15 protein-coding genes are annotated in these 23,734 nt (G+C 52.9%); 9 read left to right on the forward strand and 6 right to left on the reverse strand.

Going from position 1 to position 23,734, the window contains the following annotated elements:
- The first annotated feature begins 9 nt into the window (after nt 1-9).
- The 6 genes from FIT99_RS09825 to FIT99_RS09850 all read left to right on the forward strand — a co-directional run bounded on the left by FIT99_RS09825 (nt 10) and on the right by FIT99_RS09850 (nt 10,684).
- Nucleotides 10-3,093, forward strand: a complete 3,084-nt coding sequence (locus FIT99_RS09825) for an efflux RND transporter permease subunit (RefSeq protein ID WP_140004117.1) — start codon at nt 10-12, stop codon at nt 3,091-3,093.
- Nucleotides 3,090-6,188 (forward strand): efflux RND transporter permease subunit, encoded by a 3,099-nt coding sequence (locus FIT99_RS09830; protein ID WP_140004118.1) that lies wholly within the window; start codon nt 3,090-3,092, stop codon nt 6,186-6,188. The genes FIT99_RS09825 and FIT99_RS09830 overlap by 4 nt, the downstream gene beginning before the upstream one ends.
- On the forward strand, nt 6,185-7,594 hold the full coding sequence (locus FIT99_RS09835) for an efflux transporter outer membrane subunit (RefSeq protein WP_140004119.1): 1,410 nt from the start codon (nt 6,185-6,187) through the stop codon (nt 7,592-7,594). The genes FIT99_RS09830 and FIT99_RS09835 overlap by 4 nt, the downstream gene beginning before the upstream one ends.
- 168 nt (nt 7,595-7,762) lie before the next feature.
- Nucleotides 7,763-7,936: a DUF1328 domain-containing protein gene (locus FIT99_RS09840; RefSeq protein ID WP_140004120.1), complete on the forward strand. Its 174-nt coding sequence runs from the start codon at nt 7,763-7,765 to the stop codon at nt 7,934-7,936.
- A gap of 107 nt (nt 7,937-8,043) precedes the next feature.
- Nucleotides 8,044-10,266: a RelA/SpoT family protein gene (locus FIT99_RS09845; protein ID WP_140004121.1), complete on the forward strand. Its 2,223-nt coding sequence runs from the start codon at nt 8,044-8,046 to the stop codon at nt 10,264-10,266.
- A gap of 46 nt (nt 10,267-10,312) precedes the next feature.
- Complete coding sequence (locus FIT99_RS09850) at nt 10,313-10,684, forward strand: YidH family protein (RefSeq protein WP_140004122.1); 372 nt, start codon at nt 10,313-10,315, stop codon at nt 10,682-10,684.
- Between the two features lie 13 nt (nt 10,685-10,697).
- Here FIT99_RS09850 and FIT99_RS09855 read toward each other — a convergent pair whose 3' ends face one another.
- From FIT99_RS09855 to FIT99_RS09880, 6 genes are all read right to left on the reverse strand, one after another.
- Complete coding sequence (locus FIT99_RS09855) at nt 10,698-11,858, reverse strand: efflux RND transporter periplasmic adaptor subunit (protein WP_140004123.1); 1,161 nt, start codon at nt 11,856-11,858, stop codon at nt 10,698-10,700.
- A complete protein-coding gene (locus tag FIT99_RS09860) occupies nt 11,851-15,024 on the reverse strand; it encodes an efflux RND transporter permease subunit (protein WP_140004124.1) in 3,174 nt (1,057 codons plus the stop codon). Before FIT99_RS09860 ends, FIT99_RS09855 begins: the two co-directional genes overlap by 8 nt.
- A complete protein-coding gene (locus tag FIT99_RS09865; protein WP_140004125.1) occupies nt 15,017-15,967 on the reverse strand; it encodes a DedA family protein/thiosulfate sulfurtransferase GlpE in 951 nt (316 codons plus the stop codon). The genes FIT99_RS09860 and FIT99_RS09865 overlap by 8 nt, the downstream gene beginning before the upstream one ends.
- Before the next feature lie 36 nt (nt 15,968-16,003).
- The gene (locus FIT99_RS09870) at nt 16,004-17,095 is read right to left on the reverse strand and encodes a calcium:proton antiporter (RefSeq protein ID WP_140004126.1); all 1,092 of its coding nucleotides are present in this window, start codon (nt 17,093-17,095) and stop codon (nt 16,004-16,006) included.
- A 127-nt stretch (nt 17,096-17,222) separates the two neighbouring features.
- On the reverse strand, nt 17,223-18,266 hold the full coding sequence (locus FIT99_RS09875) for an NAD(P)-dependent alcohol dehydrogenase (protein WP_140004127.1): 1,044 nt from the start codon (nt 18,264-18,266) through the stop codon (nt 17,223-17,225).
- A gap of 170 nt (nt 18,267-18,436) precedes the next feature.
- Nucleotides 18,437-19,402 carry an AraC family transcriptional regulator gene (locus FIT99_RS09880; protein ID WP_223261179.1) on the reverse strand — a complete coding sequence of 322 codons (966 nt, stop codon included), beginning with the start codon at nt 19,400-19,402 and terminating at the stop codon, nt 18,437-18,439.
- A 176-nt stretch (nt 19,403-19,578) separates the two neighbouring features.
- On the opposite strand from FIT99_RS09880, the gene FIT99_RS09885 reads away from it, so the two are divergent.
- From FIT99_RS09885 to FIT99_RS09895, 3 genes are all read left to right on the forward strand, one after another.
- Nucleotides 19,579-21,522, forward strand: a complete 1,944-nt coding sequence (locus FIT99_RS09885) for an SMP-30/gluconolactonase/LRE family protein (RefSeq protein ID WP_140004129.1) — start codon at nt 19,579-19,581, stop codon at nt 21,520-21,522.
- A gap of 134 nt (nt 21,523-21,656) precedes the next feature.
- Nucleotides 21,657-21,944 (forward strand): PsiF family protein, encoded by a 288-nt coding sequence (locus FIT99_RS09890; RefSeq protein WP_140004130.1) that lies wholly within the window; start codon nt 21,657-21,659, stop codon nt 21,942-21,944.
- Nucleotides 21,945-22,146: 202 nt separating this feature from the next.
- Nucleotides 22,147-23,715, forward strand: a complete 1,569-nt coding sequence (locus FIT99_RS09895) for a putative bifunctional diguanylate cyclase/phosphodiesterase (RefSeq protein ID WP_223261180.1) — start codon at nt 22,147-22,149, stop codon at nt 23,713-23,715.
- Nucleotides 23,716-23,734 lie beyond the last annotated feature (19 nt).

Consider the following 23,734-nt stretch of genomic DNA (forward strand, 5'->3'; position numbering starts at 1 on the left):
AGATAGACCATGAATCCGTCCCGTCTTTTCATATTGCGTCCAGTGGCGACGTCATTGTTGATGATCGCCATTTTGCTGGCTGGTATTTTGGCGTATACCCTGCTGCCGAAATCGGCCTTGCCACAGGTCGATTATCCGATCATACAAGTGGTGACCTTATACCCGGGCGCCAGCGCTGAAGTCATGGCGATGAATGTGACTTCACCGCTAGAGCGGCAATTTGGCTCCATGTCGGGTCTGGCGCATATGTCTTCAGCCAGTTCAGGCGGGGTTTCGGTCATCACACTGCAGTTCAGCTTAAAAAACAGTCTGGATGTGGCGGTGCAATCGGTGCAAGCCGCCATGAATGCCGCCAGTAGCTTTTTGCCCGCGGATTTACCATCGCCGCCCATTTATAACAAGGTGAACCCTGCCGATGCGCCGGTATTGACTTTGGCCGTGACCTCGCAAAGTGTGCCTTTGCCCAAACTACGTGACTTGGTCGATACCCGCATGGCGCAGAAAATTGCCCAAGTCAGTGGCGTTGGCTTGGTCAGCGTGGATGGTGGACAGAAGCCGGCGATTCGCATTCAAGTCAATCAAACGGCGCTGGCCGCTTATGGCATTGGGCTCAACACCTTACGCACGGTGATTGACAGTGCTAACTCCAATCAAGCCAAAGGCAACATCGATGGCCCACTGTTGGCCTATGAGCTAGATGCCAATAGCCAGTTGCTGTCAGCGGAAGAATACCGCAACCTCATTATTGCCAACCTCAACGACCGCCCGGTCAGGTTGCGTGATGTCGCAAAAGTAAAAGAGGCGCAAGAAGATTTATATCTATCCGCCTGGGCAAACAATACCCCGGCAGTGTTGATCAATATCAAACGCCAGCCGGGTGCCAATGTGATCGAGGTGGTTGACCAGATTCATCAGCGTTTACCTAGCCTGACCGCAGGTCTACCAGCGGATGTCACAGTCAAAGAATTGACGAACCGCACGCACACCATCCGCAGCGCGTTGCATGACGTGCAGTTTGAGCTGATGCTGGCCGTTGGATTGGTGGTCATGGTCATTTTTCTGTTTTTGCGCACCGCAGCAGGCACACTGATTCCGAGCTTGACCGTCCCTTTATCACTGGTGGGGACCTTTAGTGTGATGTACGCAGCCGGGTTTAGTATCAACAACCTGACTTTAATGGCACTGACCATTGCCACCGGCTTTGTGGTGGATGATGCAATTGTGATGATTGAAAACATTGCGCGCCACATTGAAGAAGGCGAAACGCCGATGAATGCTGCGCTCAAAGGGGCGCGCCAAATTGGCTTTACCATCATTTCACTGACCTTTTCGCTGATCGCGGTATTGATTCCATTGTTGTTTATGGGCGATGTGATTGGCCGCTTGTTCCGCGAGTTTGCTGTCACTTTGGCCGTGGCCATTCTCATCTCTGCCGTGGTATCACTCACCCTGACCCCCATGTTGTGCGCCAGATTACTGAAGGCAACCCCACCAGCGCAAGCGCAGCGTCCCTCGCTCAGCGACCGTATCATCGCGTTGTATGGCAAGTGGCTGACGGTAGCATTGCGGCACCAAGGGTGGGTGTTGTTCATCGCAGCACTCTCGCTGGGGCTGACCGTGGCGCTCACTGTGATCATCCCCAAGAGCTTGTTCCCCACACAAGATACCGGCTTTATTCAAGTGATCACCGAAGCGGATGGGGCAGACGCCTTTCAGGTAGTGAGCCGCAAGCAGCAAGCGGTGGTATCTGCCATTTTGCGCGATCCGGATGTGGAGAGTGTTTCTTCGTTGGCGGGCGTTGATGGCGTGAATACCACCCACAATAGTGGTCGCTTACTGGTGAATCTGAAGCCTTATCCGCAACGTGCAGTGTCTGCCAGTGAAGTGATTACCCGACTGCAGCACCGGCTCGAAAACAAAACGCCGCTCAAAATTTATATGCAGCCGGTGCAGGACTTAACCCTGTCTGATCGGATCAGCCGCACGCAGTATCAATATTTGCTCACCAGCACAGACCCGGACGCACTAGACGAGGCGCTGCCAGAAATGATGCAGCAGCTTGAGGCATTGCCGCAACTTGAAAAAGTGAGCCACAACCGGCATGAAGATGGTTTACGGGCAGCGATTATGGTCGACCGCGATAACGCGGGGCGGCTAGGGATTACCATGGCCGATGTCGACAATGCCCTGTATAGCGCGTTTGGCCAACGCATGATCAGCACGATTTTCACCCAAGCCAATCAGTACCGCGTGATTCTGGAGGCGCAACCCGCGCCGCAACCAGGTTTGCTGTCGCTGGAGCAAGTATTTGTCACCAGCAACACCGGCCGACAGGTGCCCCTAAGCAGTATCGCGACCATTAGCGAGCAAGCAAGTGCACTGGTGGTGAACCGCGAAGACCAATTGCCTTCGGTAGAAATCGGTTTTAATCTTGCCCCCGGTTACGCGCTCGGCGATGCGGTGTCCGCCATTGAGCAAGTCAAACAGCGCATGCAATTTCCGGCCACGATCATCAGCCGCTTTCAGGGCGCGGCCGCTGCCTTTAACACGGCGCTCGGCAATGAGTTATTTCTGATGCTGGCTGCGATTCTCACCATGTATATTGTGCTCGGCATCTTGTATGAGAGTTATATCCATCCGCTCACCATCCTCTCCACCCTCCCTTCGGCCGGCGTAGGCGCCTTGCTTGGGCTGATGCTGACACAACACCCGCTGAGTGTGATTGCCATTATCGGGATTATTCTGTTGATTGGCATTGTGCAAAAAAATGCCATCATGATGATTGACTTTGCACTCGAAGCGGAACGTCAGCACGGCAAGTCGCCGCAAGAGGCGATTTATCAGGCTTGCTTGCTGCGTTTTAGACCCATTTTAATGACAACTTTAGCGGCGCTACTCAGTGCGGTGCCGTTGGTGACGGGAGACGGCCCCGGGGCAGAGTTGCGCGCACCGCTGGGCATCGCCATGATTGGTGGCCTGCTCTTGAGCCAGTTACTGACCCTGTTTACCACGCCAGTCATCTATTTAACCTTTGATCGGCTATCGCGCGCAGTGCGGCGCGACACTGCGGCCACCCAAGGCTTGGCAAAATGAACTGGTTAACGCTCTTTTTACGGCGCCCGGTGGCCACCAGCCTTCTGGCACTGGCGATTGCACTGCCCGGCGTCGCGTCCTACTTTGCCTTACCGATTGCCTCCCTGCCGCAAGTCGAGATGCCGAGTATCGATGTCTACGCCCGCTTGCCGGGCGCCAGTGCGGAAACCATGGCTGCGGCTGTCGCCTCACCACTGGAGCGCTCATTGGGCAACATTGCCGGCGTCAACGAAATGACCTCCAGCAGCAGCAAAGGCCAAACCAGAGTCAGTCTACAGTTCGACTTGGGACGTAACGCCGATGGCGCGGCGCGAGATGTGCAAGCGGCGATTAATGCAGCAGTGCCCTTGCTGCCTGCGGGGATGCAAAGCAACCCCACCTGGCGCAAAAGTGGCCCTACCATGATCATGCATGTGGCCCTCACCTCCGATCGATACAGCCAACGCGAGCTGTATGACTTTGCATCCACCTTGATCGGCCAGCGTATCTCACAGGTGGATGGCGTGGGTCAGGTCAATATCAATGGCAGTGCACTGCGCGCGGTTCGGGTAGAGGTCAACCCACTCACAGCCAATCAATATGGCGTGAGTCTCGACCAAGTGCGCATGGTCATTGCCAACACGAATGCACACCTGCCAAAGGGCTTTATTGAAAACGCCAGCAAACGCTGGCAGCTGGATGTGAATGACAGTGACCATCAAGCGTCTGACTTCACTGACCTGATTGTGGCTTGGCGCAATGGGGCGCCGATTCGGCTGCGCGATATTGCAAATGTCACCGACTCGGTGCAAGAGTTGCGTAGCGCCGGTAGCGTCAATGGCAAACCTGGCGTGGTGATTTCAATTAACAACATCCCCGGTGCCAATATTGTGGCAACGGTCGACGGCATCAATGCCCTGTTACCGCGCCTCAAGCCGTTATTGCCGCCCGGCGTCAGCATGGAGGTGCTCATCGACAGAAGCACCATCGTGCGCGAATCGCTGCATGAAGTGCAACGCACCCTGTTAATCTCTATCGCACTGGTCATTTTGGTGACCTTTGTCTTCTTGCGCAGTGGTCGGGCAGCCCTGATCCCCAGCATTGCCATCCCCATCTCGCTAGCGGGCACATTAACCGTGGTCTATCTATGTGGGTTCAGTTTGAACAACCTAACTCTGATGGCGCTTATTATTGCCACTGGCTTTGTGGTGGATGATGCGATTGTGGTGGTTGAAAACACGGCCAGACATATTGAAGATGGCATGCAGCCCTTGGCTGCCGCACGGCAGGCAGTGCACGAAGTGTCGTTCACCATTATCGCCATGAGCCTGTCATTAATTGCAGCATTTATTCCCCTGCTGTTTATGGATGGGGTGGTGGGGCGGATGTTTCGCGAGTTTTCGATCACGCTGGCCGCGACGGTGCTGATCTCGCTACTGGTGTCATTAACACTCACTCCGGTGCTCGCTTCACGCTGGCTCAAACCGCGCCGTGCCAGCCAGTCAGACAGCAAACTGGCGCACATATTCGCCTGGCCTCAGCAAGCGTATGCCCAAGCCTTACGCTGGAGTATGCGTCATGCTTGGTTGATACTCACCTTGTTTGTCCTCGCGATTGCCAGCAATGTCTACTTGTATGCCATGGTGCCCAAGGGCTTTTTTCCGCTGCAAGACACTGGCCGACTGCAAGGTAGTTTTGAGGGCGATCAGAACCTGTCTTTTTGGGCCATGCGTGACAAGGTTGACCAGTTTATGCGCATCATTGCCCGTGATCCCGATATTGATGCCTACTATGAATATACCGGCGGCTTTGGCGGTGGGCAATCCAACACCGGCATGCTCAATGCGCGCCTTAAACCCCGCGCGCAACGCGATGTCTCGGCGCAAGAAGTGGTAGACAGGTTACGTCCACAACTTGAGCGTGTCGCTGGCGCATCGCTACGCATCCGGCCACAGCAAGAGTTCAATATCGGCTTGCGTCCGGGCGCAGCCGAATTTCAATACACACTGCTATCGAGTAGCATCGAGGACCTGCGGCTGATCTCGCCCAAATTACGTGATGCCATGGCAAAGTTGCCACAATTGTCCGACGTCAGTAGTGATGCGCAAGACAAAGGCTTGCAGACGAAACTGGTGGTAGACCGTGATGCAGCCACCCGACTGGGCGTGACCCAACAACAGATTGATGCCGCGTTGAATAATGCTTTTGGTCAACGGCAGGTTTCCACGATTTATGAACCATTGAACCAATATTTTGTAGTGCTCACAGTGGCGCCAAAATTTGCGCAAGGCCCTGAATCATTACAGAATATTTATCTTAATAGTGCGCAAAACCAGCGCATTCCTTTGGCTAGCCTGGCGCATTGGGAGATGGTCAATACCCCGCTGGCGGTCAATCATGAAGGTCAGTTTGCCGCAGCGACCATTTCATTCAATTTGGCCCAAGGCTATGCCCTTGATGCGGCCAGCCAAGCCATTGAAACCGCCTTTACTGCGCTGAATCCACCCGAGACGATTCATGGGAGTTTTTCAGGCAAAGCCAAAGCATTCCAAGAATCCATGGACAGCCAGCCTTGGTTGATTCTCACGGCCCTGATTGCCATCTACATTGTGCTGGGTATGCTTTACGAGAGTTTGATTCATCCGTTAACCATCCTCTCCACGCTGCCCTCTGCCGGCATCGGCGCCCTGTTGGCCTTGCTTTGGCTTGACAGCGAGCTAACGATTATCGCCATGATCGGCATCGTGCTGCTCATTGGCATCGTCATGAAAAATGCCATTATTATGATTGATGCCGCGTTGTATATCCGTCGCGAACAAGGTCTGAGCGCTGAGGCAGCGATTTTTCAGGCAGCCCTGCAGCGTTTACGCCCCATTCTGATGACCACCTTTGCTGCCGTACTCGGTGCAGTGCCGCTGTTATTAGGTGTCGGTGATGGGGCTGAAATCCGACAACCACTGGGTATTTCAATTGTAGGCGGTCTGCTGGTGGGACAATTACTGACCTTATTCACTACCCCGGTCGTCTACCTTTTCCTAGACAAGCTTGGCCGAGTGGTGACGTCTTACTTCTCGTCAAAGTCCCCTTATTCTTCTTCAAAAATAACGCCAGTATGAATGCCATTAAACCCCTGATTTTGATCACCATCGGCCTACTCGCGAACGGTTGCAGTGTGTGGGAAGCCTACACGCGGCCCAGTCTCAACCTGCCAACGCAATATAAAGAGGCGCATGATGTATCGGGTTGGAAAACCGCAGCGCCCAGCCAGCCCGAGGTCACCGCATCTTGGTGGAGCGCCTATGCAGATCCGCAGCTAATGGCTTTATTAACGCAGGCCAATCAGGCGAATTTTTCAATTCAAATCGCTGAGGCGAATTATCGGCAAGGCATTGCCTTGGCACGCGCCAGCCGCGCGCCATTATTGCCCGCCATCAATGGGCAAGCCGGAGCTGTGCGCGGCCAAACCGGCAATAACGGTGCCAATTCCGAACTGAGTTTGGGCGTCAATGCCAGTTGGGAAATGGATTTATGGGGCAGGATACGCAACAGCATCCTTGCCGGCGAAGCCAATGCTGACGCCACGGCCTCAGATTTGGCTGCGGTGAAATTATCTGTCCAGTCAGCGCTTGCGCAAACCTACTTTCAGTTGCGTATTTTGGACTCACAAAAGCAATTACTCGACAGCACCGCGCAGAGCTTTGAACGCTCGCTCAAGCTCACCGTCAATCGTTATAACGTGGGCTTGGCCTCTCGTACCGAAATTGCGCAGGCCGAAACACAACTCAGAAATACGCTGACACAAGCCATAGACATTACCGCCTCACGTGCGCAACTTGAGCATGCCATCGCGGTGCTGATCGGTCAGACGCCCGCTGCGCTGACCATTCCATCCACACCCTATGGCAATGTGACCAACATTAGCTTTCCGGTCACCAACGCCAGCTTACCGGCCACGCTGCTAGAGCGCCGCCCAGACATTGCGGCAGCTGAGCGCCGGGTTGCCCAAGCCAATGCGCAAATTGGGGTCGCCAGAGCGGCTTTATTTCCGACATTATCCTTAGGGGCTGCATTCGGTTACAGCAACGACAGCCTCGGTAACTTACTCTCGCTACCGAATCGGTTGTGGTCGCTCGGTCCGACCTTGGCCGGCCCAATCTTTGATAACCAGTTGCGAAAGTCGCAAACCGACGCAGCGATTGCCCGGTATGATGCAACGGTCGCCAGCTATAAACAAACCGTGATCAGCGGTGTGCGTGAGGTCGAGGACAACTTGGCCTTATTAAGAATCTTAGAAGCCGAAGCCATCGAACAAGCGGCTGCAGTCAAGTTTGCGCGTGAGGCAGTGGTGCAAACGGAGAACCGTTACCGGGCCGGGATTAGTGAGTATCAAAGCGTGGTCATCGTGCAGTCCACCCTGCTCACCGCAGAGCGTAATCTGTTGTCGATTACCGGCAGAAGATTGAATGCCTCCGTAGCCTTAATGATTGCCTTGGGCGGCGAATATCCATCGGCTGCGAGGTAAACCGCTGCGCTTTACGCCATACTGGCGCGGCCACCTGTGCATGGGAGGCGGATGGGCCAGCGCCGTAGGTCCATTCTGACCTACATTCCAGACCATGCCCGATGCGCCCACCCCCATCCAGCGTTTAAGATGTGTCCATGTTCAACGCTGTGACGAAAGGTCCAACCCATGCTTTATTATGCGCTGCTGTTTCTGGTGATTTCTTTTATTGCTGGTATGCTCGGTTTTAGAGGCCTTGAGTCTGGTGCTGCCACCATTTCAAAAGTATTTTTCTTTATTTTCCTGCTGATGGCGATTGGTATTGTGCTGGCCGCCGTGCTCGGTATTAGCTTGTTTGCCTAACGCGGCGAGCAAAGTGGTCACCTTGTTCTAGCCAAAAACGCATCTTGCTCGCGCGCATGATGCGTTTTATTCTTTACGCTGATGCACAATCACGGCGATAATATTTTATGGTTTCCACACATCGTCCGCCTGCCGCAGCCGCTGCCTCCGATACACACCTCATCAGTGTGTGGTTAGACGCATTGTCGCCTCGCTTTGCCGCCACTGAAGTCGACGCATTTCGCCAAGCGGCTGACATCGTAACCCCGCTCTATGCTGGGCAATCTGCGCTCAACGGCAGTCCACTGTTGCCGCATGTGTTGGGCATGGCCTCGATTCTGGTGGACCTGAACATGGATGCCGACACGGTGCTCGCAGGGATCCTGTCGGCAACTCCTGAACACCTCCCTGACTGGGCTGATACCCTCGCTGCACAATGGGGAAAGCCAGTCATCGACTTGATTGATGGCCTGTCACGGATGTCCCATATTCAGGCATTGAGTGCGGCTGAAGGCGCGCCGCAAACAGCGCAAAAAAATAACGACCGCGCGCAACAGCTGGAGGCATTGCGCAAAATGTTACTCGCCATGGTGCAAGACATTCGCGTGGTGTTGATCAAACTGGCAGAGCGCACACAGCTGCTGCGTCAGTTGTCTGGTGCCAGCCCTGCGCAACAGCAGCACATCGCGCGCGACAACCAGAATATTTTTGCGCCGCTGGCCAACCGTCTGGGGGTTTGGCAATTGAAATGGGAGCTTGAGGATTTATCCTTGCGCTACCTAGAGCCACAGCTCTATAAAGAAGTCGCCAAGATGCTGGACGAACGCAGAGTCGACCGCGAGTTGTATATCACGGATGTAGTCGCACAGTTACAGCAAGCACTCGCCCAAGCAGGCATTGCGGGCGAGGTCACTGGGCGGCCAAAACATATTTACAGCATCGTCAAAAAAATGAAGAGCAAACATCTGCAGTTTAACCAACTGTATGATGTGCGCGCCGTGCGCATTTTGGTCGAAGATATCAAAGATTGTTATGCTGCGCTGGGATTGGTCCATCACTTGTGGCAACCGATTCCAGGCGAGTTTGACGACTATATTGCCCGACCAAAATCAAACAACTATCGCTCTTTGCATACCGCGGTGAGCGGACCAAGGGGATTGGCGCTTGAGGTGCAAATCCGCACCCATGACATGCATCATGCCTCCGAGTTGGGGGTTGCGGCCCATTGGCGCTACAAAGAGGGTGCAAAATCAGATGCCAAATTTGACGAAAAAATCGCCTGGCTGCGGCAGATATTGGCTTGGAAAGACGATGTGGCGGACCATGGCGACTTGCTCGAGCAGTTCAATAGCGAACTGTTTCAAGACAAGGTCTATGTGCTGACACCGCAAGGCAAAGTCATCGACTTACCGCGCGGGGCCACGCCGATAGATTTTGCTTATGCCGTGCATTCGGATCTGGGACATCGCACACGCGGCGCCAAAATCAATGGCAACATCGTGCCGCTGAACACCCGTTTGGAGAACGGTCAGCGCGTCGAAATTTTAACCGCCAAACATGGCGCCCCCAGCCGAGACTGGCTCAATTCAGCCTTGGGATATCTGCAAAGCCCAAGCGCCCGTGCCAAGGTCAGGCATTGGTTTAAATACCAGCACTTTGAAGCAGACATGGCGCAAGGGCGGGCAAAGCTGGATAAAGAATTGCACCGCGCAGGGGTGAGTACGCTGTCTTTAGAAAAGATTGCGCATCAACTGCAATTTCACAAACTGGAGGATTGTCTGGCGGCCATTGGTCGGGGCGATATCAGCGAACACCAGATTGCCATTACGATTCAAGCCGAGATGTCGCCTGGGGTTACAGAACCGCAATCGATCCCCATCAAGCGGCCAGCAAGCTCGCAGTTTAATCAGGCAGGGGTGACGATTGAGGGCATCGGCAACGTGCAAACTAGCATGGCAAAATGCTGCAAACCAGTCTCGCCAGAACCCATCGTGGGCTACCTCACTCGCAACCACAGTGTGACCATTCATCGCCAAGTCTGTCCGTTTATTAGCCGTCTGACGGATGATCGGCAGAACCGCTGTCTGAGTGCACAATGGGGCAGTCAGTCTCACGGCGTGTCTGCCGTCGACATCAGCATAGAAGCCAATGACAGACAGGGCCTGCTGCGCGATATTAGCGATTTATTTGCCCGTGAAAAAATCAACACGACCAAAGCCAATACCCTCTCGCGCAACCATGTGGCGCTGATGCAATTTACGGTAGAGATTACCGATATGGATCAACTACAACATTTGCTCACGCGCTTACAGCAAGTGGCAGGGGTGATCACTGCCCATAGACAGACTTAGGCAAAGTGCGCTAAGGTACCCGCTTACGCACTAGAACAGGGGCTATATGTCTTATCTGGATGATCCACGGGTCTATTTTGCAGCCGAACGCACGCTGCTGGCTTGGCAACGCTCGGCCATTGCATTGATGGGCTTGGGATTTGTGATTGAGCGCTTTGGCCTGTTTATGCAACTGGTGGCCCAAGATCACCCCATGACCGCTGCACAAACCACCCTTTCGCTCTACATTGGCGTAGGGTTTATTTTGATTGGCGCTTGCACAGCCGTGTTGTCAGCCGTGCAGTTCAAACAGTTTTGTCAGACGCTCAGTGCAGCCGAAACACCCAACAGCCACGTGTTATGGCTGCCGCCTGCGATCAATCTACTTTTAGCAGCCGCCGCAGTCGGATTGAGTCTGTGGTTAATCGTGGCGCGTTAAGCATCTGCTGCCATTATCGCGGAGCGACTGCCGTCGCCAGATTGACCCGTACCCCATCGCTGATGCCATCTGGCGGGTTTTCAATCACCTGATCGCTGGCGAGTAAGCCTGATTGCACCTCTAGCGTTTTGCCGAGATCGCGGGCAATCGTAATCGTTTTCAACACCACTTGGTGCTGCTGGTTCACGGTGGCGACCTTCATTCCGTTCTGATCAAAAATCAAAGCACTGGCTGGAATGCTCAGGCGCCCGGTCTGCTCATTGAGCGCGAGATCCACGTTTGCAAAGCCACCGGGTAAAAAGCGGCCAGCCGTGTTATCTACCAATAACTGTACCAAGGTGGTGCCAGACGAGGCTGTGATCGCGCCAGAAGTCGATTGAATGGTGGCCTCAAACATCGCTTCAGGCAACTCAGGCACGCTAAACTGCGCCTTGCCGCCGGCCTTGATGTGGCTGACATAGTTTTGTGGCACATGGGTATATAAACGTAATTTACGCGTATTGGACACCTCGAATAAAGGCAGTGTAGTACTAGCGTTACTACCGGCATTAATCAATGCGCCTGTATCGGTATTACGCGTAGTGACCGCGCCGTCAAACGGTGCCTCAATACGGGCAAAGCGTTTGAGCGCCAGCAGCCGGTTGACATTGGCTTCGGCGGCATTCACCAGCGCTTTCTTGCTCTGATAATCACCCAATTTTTCATCGACCTCTTGGCGGGCAATCGATTGCGTTTTCCACATGTCTTGCCAACGCTTGGCCGTGGTTTCGGCTAACGCCACGGTTGCCTGCGCACTGGCCAAATCTGCCCGCGCTTGTAACAACTCTTGATCAAGGTCCGGCGTTTCGATTTCAGCCAGCAATTGGCCACTTTTCACGCTGCCGCCAATGTCGACTTTCCAGCCTTTTAAATATCCACTGACGCGCGCGTAAATAGGTGCCCGCGCATAGGCTTCAAATCGACCCGGCAACACCAAACTGCCGCCAACCGCGCCATTGGTCGGCGGATTCACAGTCACGGTGGCGACCGCCTGTTTGTCTGTCCAGTCTTTGAGTTTGGTCTGATGGCTAGCCCGACTGCTCATGCCAACAACCACTGCGCCAATGGCAGCCAGCAATAGTAAAAAACTGCCCAGTTTGAGCCCACGAGACACACCCGCCGTAGAATTACTCATCTTGATCTCCTGTAGAAACGCTCACAGGTCGCGTTTGCATGGTTCGGTGCACCGCACTAAATACCACGGGCACAAATAATAAGGTGGCGATGGTGGCGAATATCAACCCACCAATCACGGCGCGGCCGAGTGGCGCGTTTTGCTCACCGCCCTCGCCGAGGCCCAATGCCATCGGCGTCATACCGATGACCATGGCCAGCGCAGTCATCAGTACCGGACGGAACCGCACAAATCCAGCATCAATCGCCGCGGCCGCGCCGTCTTTCAACTCGGCCAGCCGTTCGCGGGCAAAACTGATCACCAGCACACTGTTCGCAGTGGCCACACCCATACACATAATGGCCCCGGTCAATGCCGGCACGGATAAAGGCGTAAAGGTGAGAAACAGCATCCAAACGATGCCCGCCAGCGCGGCAGGCAGGGCTGAAATAATCACGAAGGGATCACGCCAGGATTGTAGATTGACCACAATCAACAAATACACCAGCACAATCGCGCCAAGCAAACCAAAAAACAAACCATTAAACGCATGCTCCATGGTTTGCACCTGCCCCAGCATCACGACACTGGCGGCTTTAGGCACTTGCGCTTCGGTCTGGGCTAGAATGTTGCGGATATCGGCGGCCACCGCGCCCAAATCGCGGTCTTGCGTGCTGGCATGAATCTGCACCATGGGCTGGATATCGTACTGGCTGACCACTGCGTTTCCAACGTTGCGTTTAAAGGTCGCCAAGCCCCCCAAGGTTTGCAACTGACCGTCAGCGCCACTGATCGGCAAGTTAGCCAGTGCACTCAGGCTATCGAGTTGATATTGCGGTGTTTGCAACACAATCGGATAAGTCACGCCGTTGGCCGGGTTTAACCAATAGGTGGGGGAGACTTGCGAGCTACCGGCCATGTTAATGACCATGCTATTGGTGACGTCGCGTGTACTGATGCCCAGCTCTTGTGCACGTGTTTTGTCTAGTCGGATATCAAATGCTGGACGACTCCGGGATTGCTGGATACGCGCATCAACCACGCCTGGCACCTGCCGGATTTTTGCCAACAATTGGCCAGCGTAGACAAAATCCTCAGCTAATTTTCCGCCGCGAATCTGAATATCAATCGGCGCAGGGGACCCAAAATTGAGAATCTGGCTGACAATATCGGCGGGAGGAAAAGAGAAGGTCGTGTCTGGGAAACGCTTGGGCAACACCTCACGCAGGGTACGGATATATTCCGCCGTGGGCGCATGCTCTGCTCGTAATGCAATTTGCAGGTCGCCATCATGGGCGCCGGTAAGCCCCGTGTTGTTATAGGTCAGATTAATGCTACTGATCGGCATGCCGATGTTATCCACAATCGTCACAATTTCTTCGGCGGGGATCACTTGTTTGACCGCGGCTTGAATATGCGCAAAGCGGTTAGCCGTTTCTTCGATACGGGTGCCGACGGGCACCCGCACATGCATCAGGATTTGACCGCTGTCGACCGACGGGAAAAAATTACTCCCCAGCATGGGCACCAACAGAAACGACAACATCACCAGCGCCATAAACCCCGCCATAAACAGACGGCTATGCAGCACCGCCCACGTCAGCAGGGCTTTATAGGACAACCGGATACGCTCAAACCCACGCTCAAATGCCTGCTGAAAGCGCACCAGCGGATTGCGACTGGCCGATACATGCGCCTGTGCAACATGTGGTTTGAGCAGGTAATTGGCCATGGTCGGCACCAGCGTGCGCGACAAAATAAAGGAGCTGATCATGGCAAAAATCACTGATTCCGCCATCGGCACAAATAAAAAGCGTGACACCCCTTCAAGAAAAAACATCGGCACAAACACAATACAAATACACAGTAGCGACACAAAAGCCGGCGTCACGATTTGCGCGGCACCATCCAGAATCGACTGCTCAACTGGTTTGCCTTGCTCGAGGTGCCAGTTAATATTTTCAATCGTGACCGTCGCTTCGTCCACCAAGAGGCCAACTGCGAGCGCCAAGCCTCCCAAGGTCATGATATTGAGTGTTTCGCCCACCATAGACAAACCGATCACTGCCCCCAATACCGACAACGGAATGGAGGTAGCAATGATTAGCGATGAGCGCCAGCTGCCTAAAAATAGCAATATCATCAGGCTGGTCAATAAAGCCGCGAGCACGCCTTCAAACACCACGCCATCAATGGCTGCCCGCACAAAAATCGACTGATCATTAATTGGGGTCGCCACCAGTGCGTCTGGCAACCCGGGCTTAATTTCTTCGAGCTTGGCTTTAATGCCATCCACAATGGCTAAGGTCGAGATGGCGCCATTCTTGAGGATGGTCATCAGCACCGAACGATTGCCATCGACATGCACAATATTGGTTTGCGGCGGGCTACCATCACGCACCTGCCCAATATCACGCATATAGACGGTGGCCCCTTGCACAACCTTGATCGGGATATTGGCGATTTCTTCTACATCGGCCGCAGCGTTATTCAAGTTTAAGGTATATTCAATCGCGCCTATTTTCTGCGTTCCGACCGGCACCACCATATTATGTGCGGCCAAGGCAGTGGAGATATCCTGCGCAGACAGTCCGCGTGCCTGTAGCGCGCCCGGATTGAGATCGATCTGAATTTGCCGGCTTTTACCACCATAAGGAAAAGGCACGCCCGCGCCGGGCACGGTCACCAGCCGAATACGCACAGCGTTCAGGCCCAGATCCGCGAGGTTTTGTTCGGTCAAACCCTTGCCTGATAACGCAATTTGCAAAATCGGCACGGTCGAGGCGTTGTAATTCAGAATCAGCGGCGGCGTCGTGCCAGTGGGCATTTGCCGCGTCACGGTTTGCGATATCGCCGCCACTTGCGCATTGGCGGTCGCAATGTTCACCCCAGAATGAAAAAAGATTTTGACAATGGCAAAGCCGTTGTACGAATTGGCCTCAATGTGTTCGATGTCATTCACCGTGGTGGTCAATGACCGCTGATACAAGGTGGTGATGCGCCCGGCCATATCATCTGGGGGTAAGCCGGTGTATTGCCAAGCCACGGCCACCACCGGGATGCGAATTTCAGGAAAAATATCGACCGGGCTTCGCATGGCAGACAGCGTGCCAAAGATTAAAATCAGCAATGCCATCACCACAAAAGTGTATGGGCGTTTGAGTGCAATCCCGACCACGTTAAACATCTGATACTTTCTCCACCACCGCGGTATGAATCTCAAATCCGGCATCGCGCCAAGCATCGATACCGCCAGTCAATGGCCGAATATTGCGATAGCCCCGTTGCATGAGTTTTTTAGCCACTTTGGCAGCGGTGACTTCGTTTGGACATGAACAATAGAGCACCACCGGCGCATCTTCATCGATATCTAGCACTAATTGGTCGACGGCTTCTAGGGGGACAAACTGGGCGCCGGGAATCCAGCCATCTTGCACCAGATGGACCGCGCGGGTATCTAAAATCACAGGTGTCGCGCCTTGTTGAATCATCTCGTTTAATGCGTCAACGCTGATTCGGGCCATGTGCAAGCTTTTGATGAAGCGCTGCCTGTCCCACCATTTATAAGCAATAAACGACGCCAACAACAGCAGTACCAGCAGCGTTCCCCATTTGCCCATTTCAACCAGCGTTAACATCAACTCATCAATCGTTGCGCTAAACAGATTACCCAGCCATAAGGCAGAGCCAGCCCATACCAGGGCGCCCAGACCATCCATCAGCACAAATACACAATAGCGCGTGCCAGACGAGCCTGCCAGCGCGCTGGAGATCGAGGCGAAACCCGGAATAAATTTGCACACCAACAATGCCGGCGGCCCAAACTTCAGGTACAACGCCTCTGTTTGCCTGACACAGGTATCAGGGGACAAGGAAATCTTGCACAGCTTACCCATCACCCGTTTGCCATACTTGCGTCCGGCGCGATACCAGAGGCTGTCTGCGATGAGCGCTGCCAACACCGCGATCAGCAGCATGGCGCCCCAAGTGTATTGTCCGTTGCCAATAAAAACGCCCGCCAGTAGCAACGTCGGATAGGCAGGTAACGGGAGCCCCATTTGTTCTAAAAACACACTGGCAAATACGATCAGCAAGCCATATTGCTGCATCAGCTCAAACACCACATTCATCTGTTTTTTATGTCTCGGTCAGCGCTGGGCAGACCATTACATCCCCAAAGCAGCCAACATGGCAAATGCCATAAATAATACAAAGTGTGTCATGCCCTCAATCGCATTGGTTTCGCCGTCGTGCAAATTGATGGTCGCCACAATCAAGGTCAAAAATGTCATGACAATCTGCGTCGGCGACAAGCCCACAATGAGCGGTCGGTCCTCGATCAAAGCGATGGCCTCGATCACCGGTACCGTCAAGATCACCGTAGACAGGGTGGCGCCCAACGCAATATTGACCACGGTTTGCATGCGGTTATTAACTGCAGCTTTGAGCGCAGTCAGCACCTCTGGGCTGGCTGCAATGATGGCCACCACAATCGCCGCCACAATCGGTGGCACACCGCTACCAGTCAGCCCGGCATCCATGTGTATGCTCATTTCTTCAGACAGAAATCCGATGGTCACGATGCCGGCCAACATATATAAAATCGACCACCTGACATCATTACTCATGCGGCCACTGGCCGCCTCTGCCGAAGAGGATTGGTGCTGGTCACGATAACTAAAATAAGCGCGATGGCGACCGGTTTGCATTTTCAAAAACAAGGCATAAAACACGCTCATGGTCACAATGGTAAACATTGAATACACGCGCCAGTGTTCGGCTGGTAAAAATGCGGGCAGCACCATGGAGATCCCCAGTGCCGTCATGATCATGACAATGTAAGTATTGCCCGAGTTGACGTTGTATTCGACCTCACCATATTTAATGCCGCCGATAATGGCACACAGGCCAAGAATCCCGTTGATATCGAGCATCACCGCCGAATAGATGGCATCTCTGGCCAGCGTGGTGGACGAGGTATGGCTTAACATCATCACAATAATCACCACCTCGATGATGACCGCACTGATGGTCAATATCATGGTGCCGTAGGGCTCTTTCAGCCGCTCGGCCACATACTCGACCTGAAATGACAGCTGAAATGCCAGATTGATGATCAGCAGCACAAACAGAATCGAAATGGCCAGCGACTCGGCCTGACCGAGCTGGATGAAGTTGTCAGCCTGCGCCAATGCCAGATAGGCGACGATAGAAACAATTAGGGCAATCACACCCGGTGGCGGTTTGTCGGCAAGCATGCACGTAAATTGTGATCAATGAATCATTATCTTAACAGAGCAAGCCGCAATCTGTTGCAGTTTGCCGACGACAAACCACAACCATGATCCACCCGGCAGGCGGGGCCCGGTGGATCATGCGACTTAGCTAGGCCTTGATTGAGGTCATATCAATCACAAAGCGATACTTCACATCGCTGTTAAGCATTCGCGTATAGGCCTCGTTAATGTAAGGGGCCTCGATCATTTCAACATCGCTGACAATATTATGCTTGCCACAGAAATCGAGCATTTCTTGCGTTTCGGCAATCCCACCAATCAATGAGCCAGCCACCTGGCGACGTTTGGTGATCAGGTTAGCACCATGCACCTCCACCGGATCTAGCGGCCCCACCAGCACAATGGTTTTGTCACGTTTGAGCAACCCAATATAGGGGTTCAAATCGTGCGCGACCGGCACCGTATCAATAATCAGATCAAAGCTAGCCGCATGCTTGGCCATCGCCTCCGCATCTTTTGAGATCAACACTTCATGCGCACCCAGCCGGGTTGCATCAGCAGCTTTGCTGGCCGAAGTAGTGATCATCACCACATGCGCGCCCATCGCAGAAGCGAGCTTGACACCCATGTGGCCTAACCCACCCAGACCGATGATGCCGACTTTTTGACCGGCTTGCACATCCCAATGCCTGAGCGGCGAATATAAGGTAATACCAGCACACAATAAGGGCGCCACTGCTTTGGTATCCAGATTTTCAGGCACGCTGACGACAAAATTTTCATCAACGGTAATGCGCTCAGCATAGCCGCCAAAGGTCAGCCCGCCATGCTTAGGGTCTTTGGCGTTATAGGTAAATACCGTGCCTTCGCAATATTGCTCTTCACCTGCGTGACAGTCTTCACAGTGGCGGCAGGCGTCGACCATACAGCCGACGCCAACCAATTGCCCCAGCTTGAATTTAGTGACGTGCGTGCCCACTTGGCTTACGCGGCCCACGATTTCGTGGCCTGGCACCATCGGATAGAGAGAGCCGCCACCCCACTCATTTCTGGCCTGATGAATATCCGAATGACAAATACCACAGTATTCGATATCAATCAGCACATCATGTGGCCCGGCCTCTCGACGGTCAATTTGCATTGGTGCAACTGGGGAGGTCGCATCTTGTACACCATAGGCTGCAGTTTTCATTATTTCTCCATTCATCGATGACATCCGTCACGCACGGACAGCGTTGCCGCGGTCAAACAAAATAGTCTAAACAAGCGAAGCCAAACGCGCTTGCCTGCTTTTATCAAAAACTTGCCTAATCCTCTACGATGGCAAGCTGTCGCTGAGCGCCAGCTTGCGCTTGGCCGACACTATTGCTGCACCGTGACGTAGGGATCCATGGTTTGAGGGCTCAAGCGCTCGCCGGGCGAAGTGATCAATGCGCTGCGGACAGCGCTCACCTCCTCCATCGGACTTTTACCGAACATCCGCTTAAACTCGCGACTAAACTGCGAGGCACTTTCATACCCCACCTTGGTGGCGGCTAAGGTGGCATTAATGCCATCTTGCACCATCAGCAGGCGCGCTTTGTGCAAGCGGGTCTTTTTTAAATATTGAATCGGAGAGGTGGCGGTCACCTCTCTAAACGCGGCATGAAAAGACGGCACACTCATGGCAGAGACTGCCGCCAGCATGTCAACACTCAACGCATTGGCAAACTCAGCGTGAATCAATCTGAGTGCTTTACTGATTTTACCGACATTATTGTGCGTGCTATGTGCGGCAAGAATGGCAGAGGCCTGAGAAGACTGCAAAATACGATAGTGAATCTCGCGGATGATGGCATGCCCAAGCACTGAGGCGTCGGTTTTGGTTTGCAAACACTCCAGCAATCTGACCACCGCATTCGACAAACGCATATCGAGCGCGGTGGAAGTGATGCCACTTTTAGCATTGATATGCACGGGGTGCGCGTGCGTAATGCTCAACAACAGCTCAGACACCATCGACAGATTTATCCGAATAGAAATGGCCAGCAAGGGCTCCTCGGCAGAGGCAATCGTCTCACTTTCAAACGGCAAAGGCACCGACAGGATTAGAAACTGTTGCGGATTATATTGATAGACTTCGCCGCCGAGATAGCCTACTTTGCGGCCCTGACAAACAAATACAATACTGGGTTCATACAATACCGGGCTCCGCGGGATGGTGCGGTTCCAACGCATCAGCTTCACGCCATCCAGAGCGGTTAGGGTAAAGCCCTCTGACGGTGTCAAGGAAGACAGCAGCGCAATGGTGCGTGCTTTGTCATGTGCATGCCAGCATTCGTTATTCATAATCAGCAGCCGAATAAAACAATTAGGCATTTATATTACTATTAATCAGCTATAAGCATCACTTCAATAATAGGATTAGGCAATCATTTCATATTTTTTCACTTTTCAGGCCAAGTCGGACTGCTTACACTGGGTGCAACGCAATTTAATTGATTGCAATATTTAAGGAAAATAATATGGATACGCGCCAACGCCTAAGCAGTCTGATCACGACGCTGTTGGCTACTGCCTCTTGTACTGTCTGGGCAGACAGCAATGAAGTACGTGCTAACCTGCACAAATTACATGTGCCTGCAGGCTTTTCTATAGAGGTCTACGCCGACGTCCCGGGCGCACGCCAAATGGCCATAGGCACAAACGGCAATGTGTATGTAGGCACCCGTGGCAACAAAGTCTACGCGGTGGTTGATAAAAATAAAGACCACAAAGCCGACCAAGTGGTCACCATTCTCGATGATTTGAAAGTGGGCAATGGCGTGGCGATGGTCGACGGCCATTTGTATGTGGCAGAGCAACACCGCATCACGCGTTATGCCGCACCCGATTTTGATTTAACACTGCCGTTCAAGGCGATGCGCGAGGTCATCTACGACCAGTTACCAGACAAAGCCCACCATGGTTGGCGTTACCTCGCCGTCGGCCCAGACAACAAGCTGTATGTCACCTTGGGCGCCCCTTGTAATATTTGTGACCCCGTAGGCCTAGAGGCTTCGATTATCCGCATGAATCCAGATGGCAGCCAAGTGGAAACCTTTGCCAAGGGTGTACGTAACTCGGTCGGGATGGACTTTCAACCGGGCAGTAATACCCTGTTTTTTAGCGATAATGGCGTGGACCTGCTCGGGCCCGATGTGCCTCATGATGAACTGAATGCAGCGCCCAAAGCAGGCTTGCATTTTGGCTTTCCTTACTTCGCTGGCGGCGATGCACAAGACCCAAACTGGAAAAACAAAACGCCACCGATGGCCGTCACGGCGCCTGTGGCTGAATTTCAAGCACACACGGCTAATCTTGGTTTTAAGTTTTACACTGGCAAGCAGTTTCCAGCCGAATATCAAGGCAATGCGGTGATCGCGCAGCATGGTTCATGGAATCGCAAAACGCCGGTTGGCTACCAACTCGTCCGCGTCATCTTTGACGCGCAGCATCAAGTCAAAGAAACCAAACCGTTTATCGATGGCTGGTTGAGTGCAGAAGGCGAAGTCTGGGGGCGCCCCAACGATGTGTTGCAATTGCCGGACGGCTCATTACTGGTGTCGGATGATTACAATGGTGTGATTTACCGGATCAGCTATGATGCAAAAACACAGGGTGCGATGGCCCCCGCGACTGAAGCCAATACCTTGCATGATTTTGCCATGCCGGAATCTGTGTTTGCCACCCCTGCAGGGGTGCGTTACGTGTCTGAAATCGGCGAATTTGGTAAATTGGGAGATGGCAAAATTACCCGCATCGCAGTCGACGGCAGCCGAACCATGCTGGCTGAGGGCTTAAATGATCCCAAAGGCATCGATATGTTTGACGGGCAATTATATGTCGCCGATATAGATCGGGTTGTGCGTATCGATACTGCGAGCGGCGTGCAATCAGTGATTGCAGCACCCAAGGCTTTTCCAAAACCGCCTGTATTTTTAAATGATATTGAAATCGACGGCTTGGGCAATGTGTATGTCTCAGACAGTGGCGACGATCATGGCCGCGGTGCAGGCATTTTCAAAATTGCACCCAATGGCAAACTGACACAGGTGCTTGGCGCTAATGCAGGCATTCAACGACCCAATGGTTTGCTGATGGATGGCCCGGATCGTTTATTGGTCGCAGACTTTGGCACGGGTAAATTATTTAGTGTTCAAATTGGCCCGAAAAAACCCCGCGTCACATTGCTCAATCAGGGGTTTGGCGGCGCCGATGGTTTGGTCAGAGACGCGCATGGGATGCTTTATGTCAGTGACTGGGCGGGCGGCAACGTCTGGCAACTGACTGAGCCAAAAGCCACACCACAACGGCTGATACAGGGCTATCAGTCGGCGGCGGATATCAGCTTATCAGCAGATGGCCGTGCACTATTCGTACCTGACATGAAAGCTGGCACCTTACATCAAACTCCCATTCATGAATGATCTGCAAAGCCCGGCATTTGACCGGGCTTTTTTTATACCCAACGCCAATGCTCTATGTCACAATAGTTGCGCAGGCTGGCGATTTGGCAGCCTCAACTCAAAAAAATACTAATCTTTATTGTTTGGAGACTTTCATGAATAAACTGGTGATTGCCTTGTTGTTGTCTGGAATCTGTCTATCTGCTAATGCGGGCCCGCAGCAAGAAAAAATGAAAACCTGTAATGCCGATGCTAAAACTAAAGCACTGGCAGGGGATGAACGCAAAGCCTTTATGAAAGCCTGTCTGTCTGCGGACGGGGCAAGTAGCGGCCTCACCGCACAACAAAACAAAATGAAAACCTGCAATGCCGATGCTAAAACCAAAGCACTGGCAGGCGATGAACGCAAAGCGTTTATGAAAACCTGTTTGTCCGCAAAATAACGCGATTCACGCACCACACAACGATCGCCTGCTGTTAATTCCGCAGGCGATTTTATTTTTAATTTAGTCTTCAGTTTATTCATGTTCTGCCGTTAATCAAGTTATCCCTTGGTGTTGCCGCCAATCCGTTGTTACCTGCCGGCGAGAACCGAGACTTGATTTGCGACCTCTAAAACGGGGACGAAATGGTATGAATAATGAGATGAAGAGACCGAGCTACAAACAATTACCCGCCATCACCGTTGTGATGCATCACAGTGCTTTTGCCGCCCCTAGCGTGCTGTCAGGCACGCAATCCCATACGGCTTTCAGCCAGATGCTATCAGCGCCGTGGCTCATTATCATCGCGCTCATTTGCACGGCAATCCTGTTTCTATGTTTGCGCTTTTATCAGCAGACAAAACGGCGCGAAGCTGACAGCCGTCAACAACTTTGGCGCCAAGCCAATGTTGATTTCCTGACTCAATTACCAAATCGCCATCTGTTGCAACAACGTCTGCAACAAGCGCTGGCCGAGTGCCATCAATCGCAACAATTATTGGGGGTGTTACTGATTGATCTCGATGGTTTTAAGGATGTGAATGATATTGCCGGCCACACCATTGGCGATCGCTTGCTGCAAAATGCAGCCTTGCGCATCCAATCTTGCGCAGGTCACGGCAGCACAACGGCGAGGTTGGGCGGGGATGCGTTTGTGGTGATGGTCCCAACAATAAGCGATGTTAAGGGGTTACATGCCATCAGCACCCACATTGTAGAAAGTTTACGCAGCCCTTTTCATATTGAAAACAATCAATATTTTGTCACCGCCAGCATCGGCATCGCGGTCTATCCTGAGCATTGCCAAACCAGTGAAGCGTTACTCATGTTCGCCGATCAGGCATTGCACGCCGCCAAGCGTGCTGGCAAAGATCAATATCAATTCTTTAACAAAAGCTTGCACCGCGAATTCCAAGAGCGCTTGTCAATCACACAGGATTTACGCTCTGCGATCGCCAATGGCGAATTCCACCTCGTCTATCAACCCATTTACCGCTTGCGCGATCATAGACTAGTCAAGGCAGAAGCGCTGATCCGTTGGCAACACCCGACACGTGGTGCCATCGCGCCCGCTGTGTTTATTCCACTGGCCGAGGCGTGTGGCTTAATCATAGACATCGGTAAGTGGGTTTTCGATACCGTCCTGCAGGATCTTGCCACGATTGATCTGCTGCACCTGCAAGGTACGCAAATCAGCATCAACATTTCGCCGGTACAATTTGCCCACCCGCAACCATTGCGGGCGTTCATTCAACGGCTGCAATATTCTAATATCCCCTGCGAACGTTTTTGCTTCGAGATCACTGAAGGCTTGCTACTCGAGCCATCCAAAATCACCCAAGACACCTTGAATGCCCTGAAACAAGCGGGCATTAAGCTATCCATAGACGATTTTGGCACTGGCTATTCGGCGCTCGGTTATCTAAAAAAATACCACATTGATTATGTCAAAATTGACCAATCATTCATCAAACATATTGAGCGAGATAACTATGCCTTTGTGTTGTGCCGATCCATTATTCAAATGGCGCACGAGCTGGATATCAAACTGATTGCGGAAGGGGTTGAAAATGCCAGCCAAGAGAACATTCTCAAAGTGATTCAATGCGACTATATACAAGGATTTTTACACGGCAAGCCCGCACCGTTTAGTACATTGCTGACACAAGCCTACCAACAGACCAAGTCAGTGCAGGTGCCGCATTTGTTTAACAGTGACACAAAACATTGAGCCAGCGGACACTTATCCG

It is taken from the genome of Methylophilus medardicus (assembly GCF_006363955.1).
GTDB lineage: Bacteria > Pseudomonadota > Gammaproteobacteria > Burkholderiales > Methylophilaceae > Methylophilus > Methylophilus medardensis.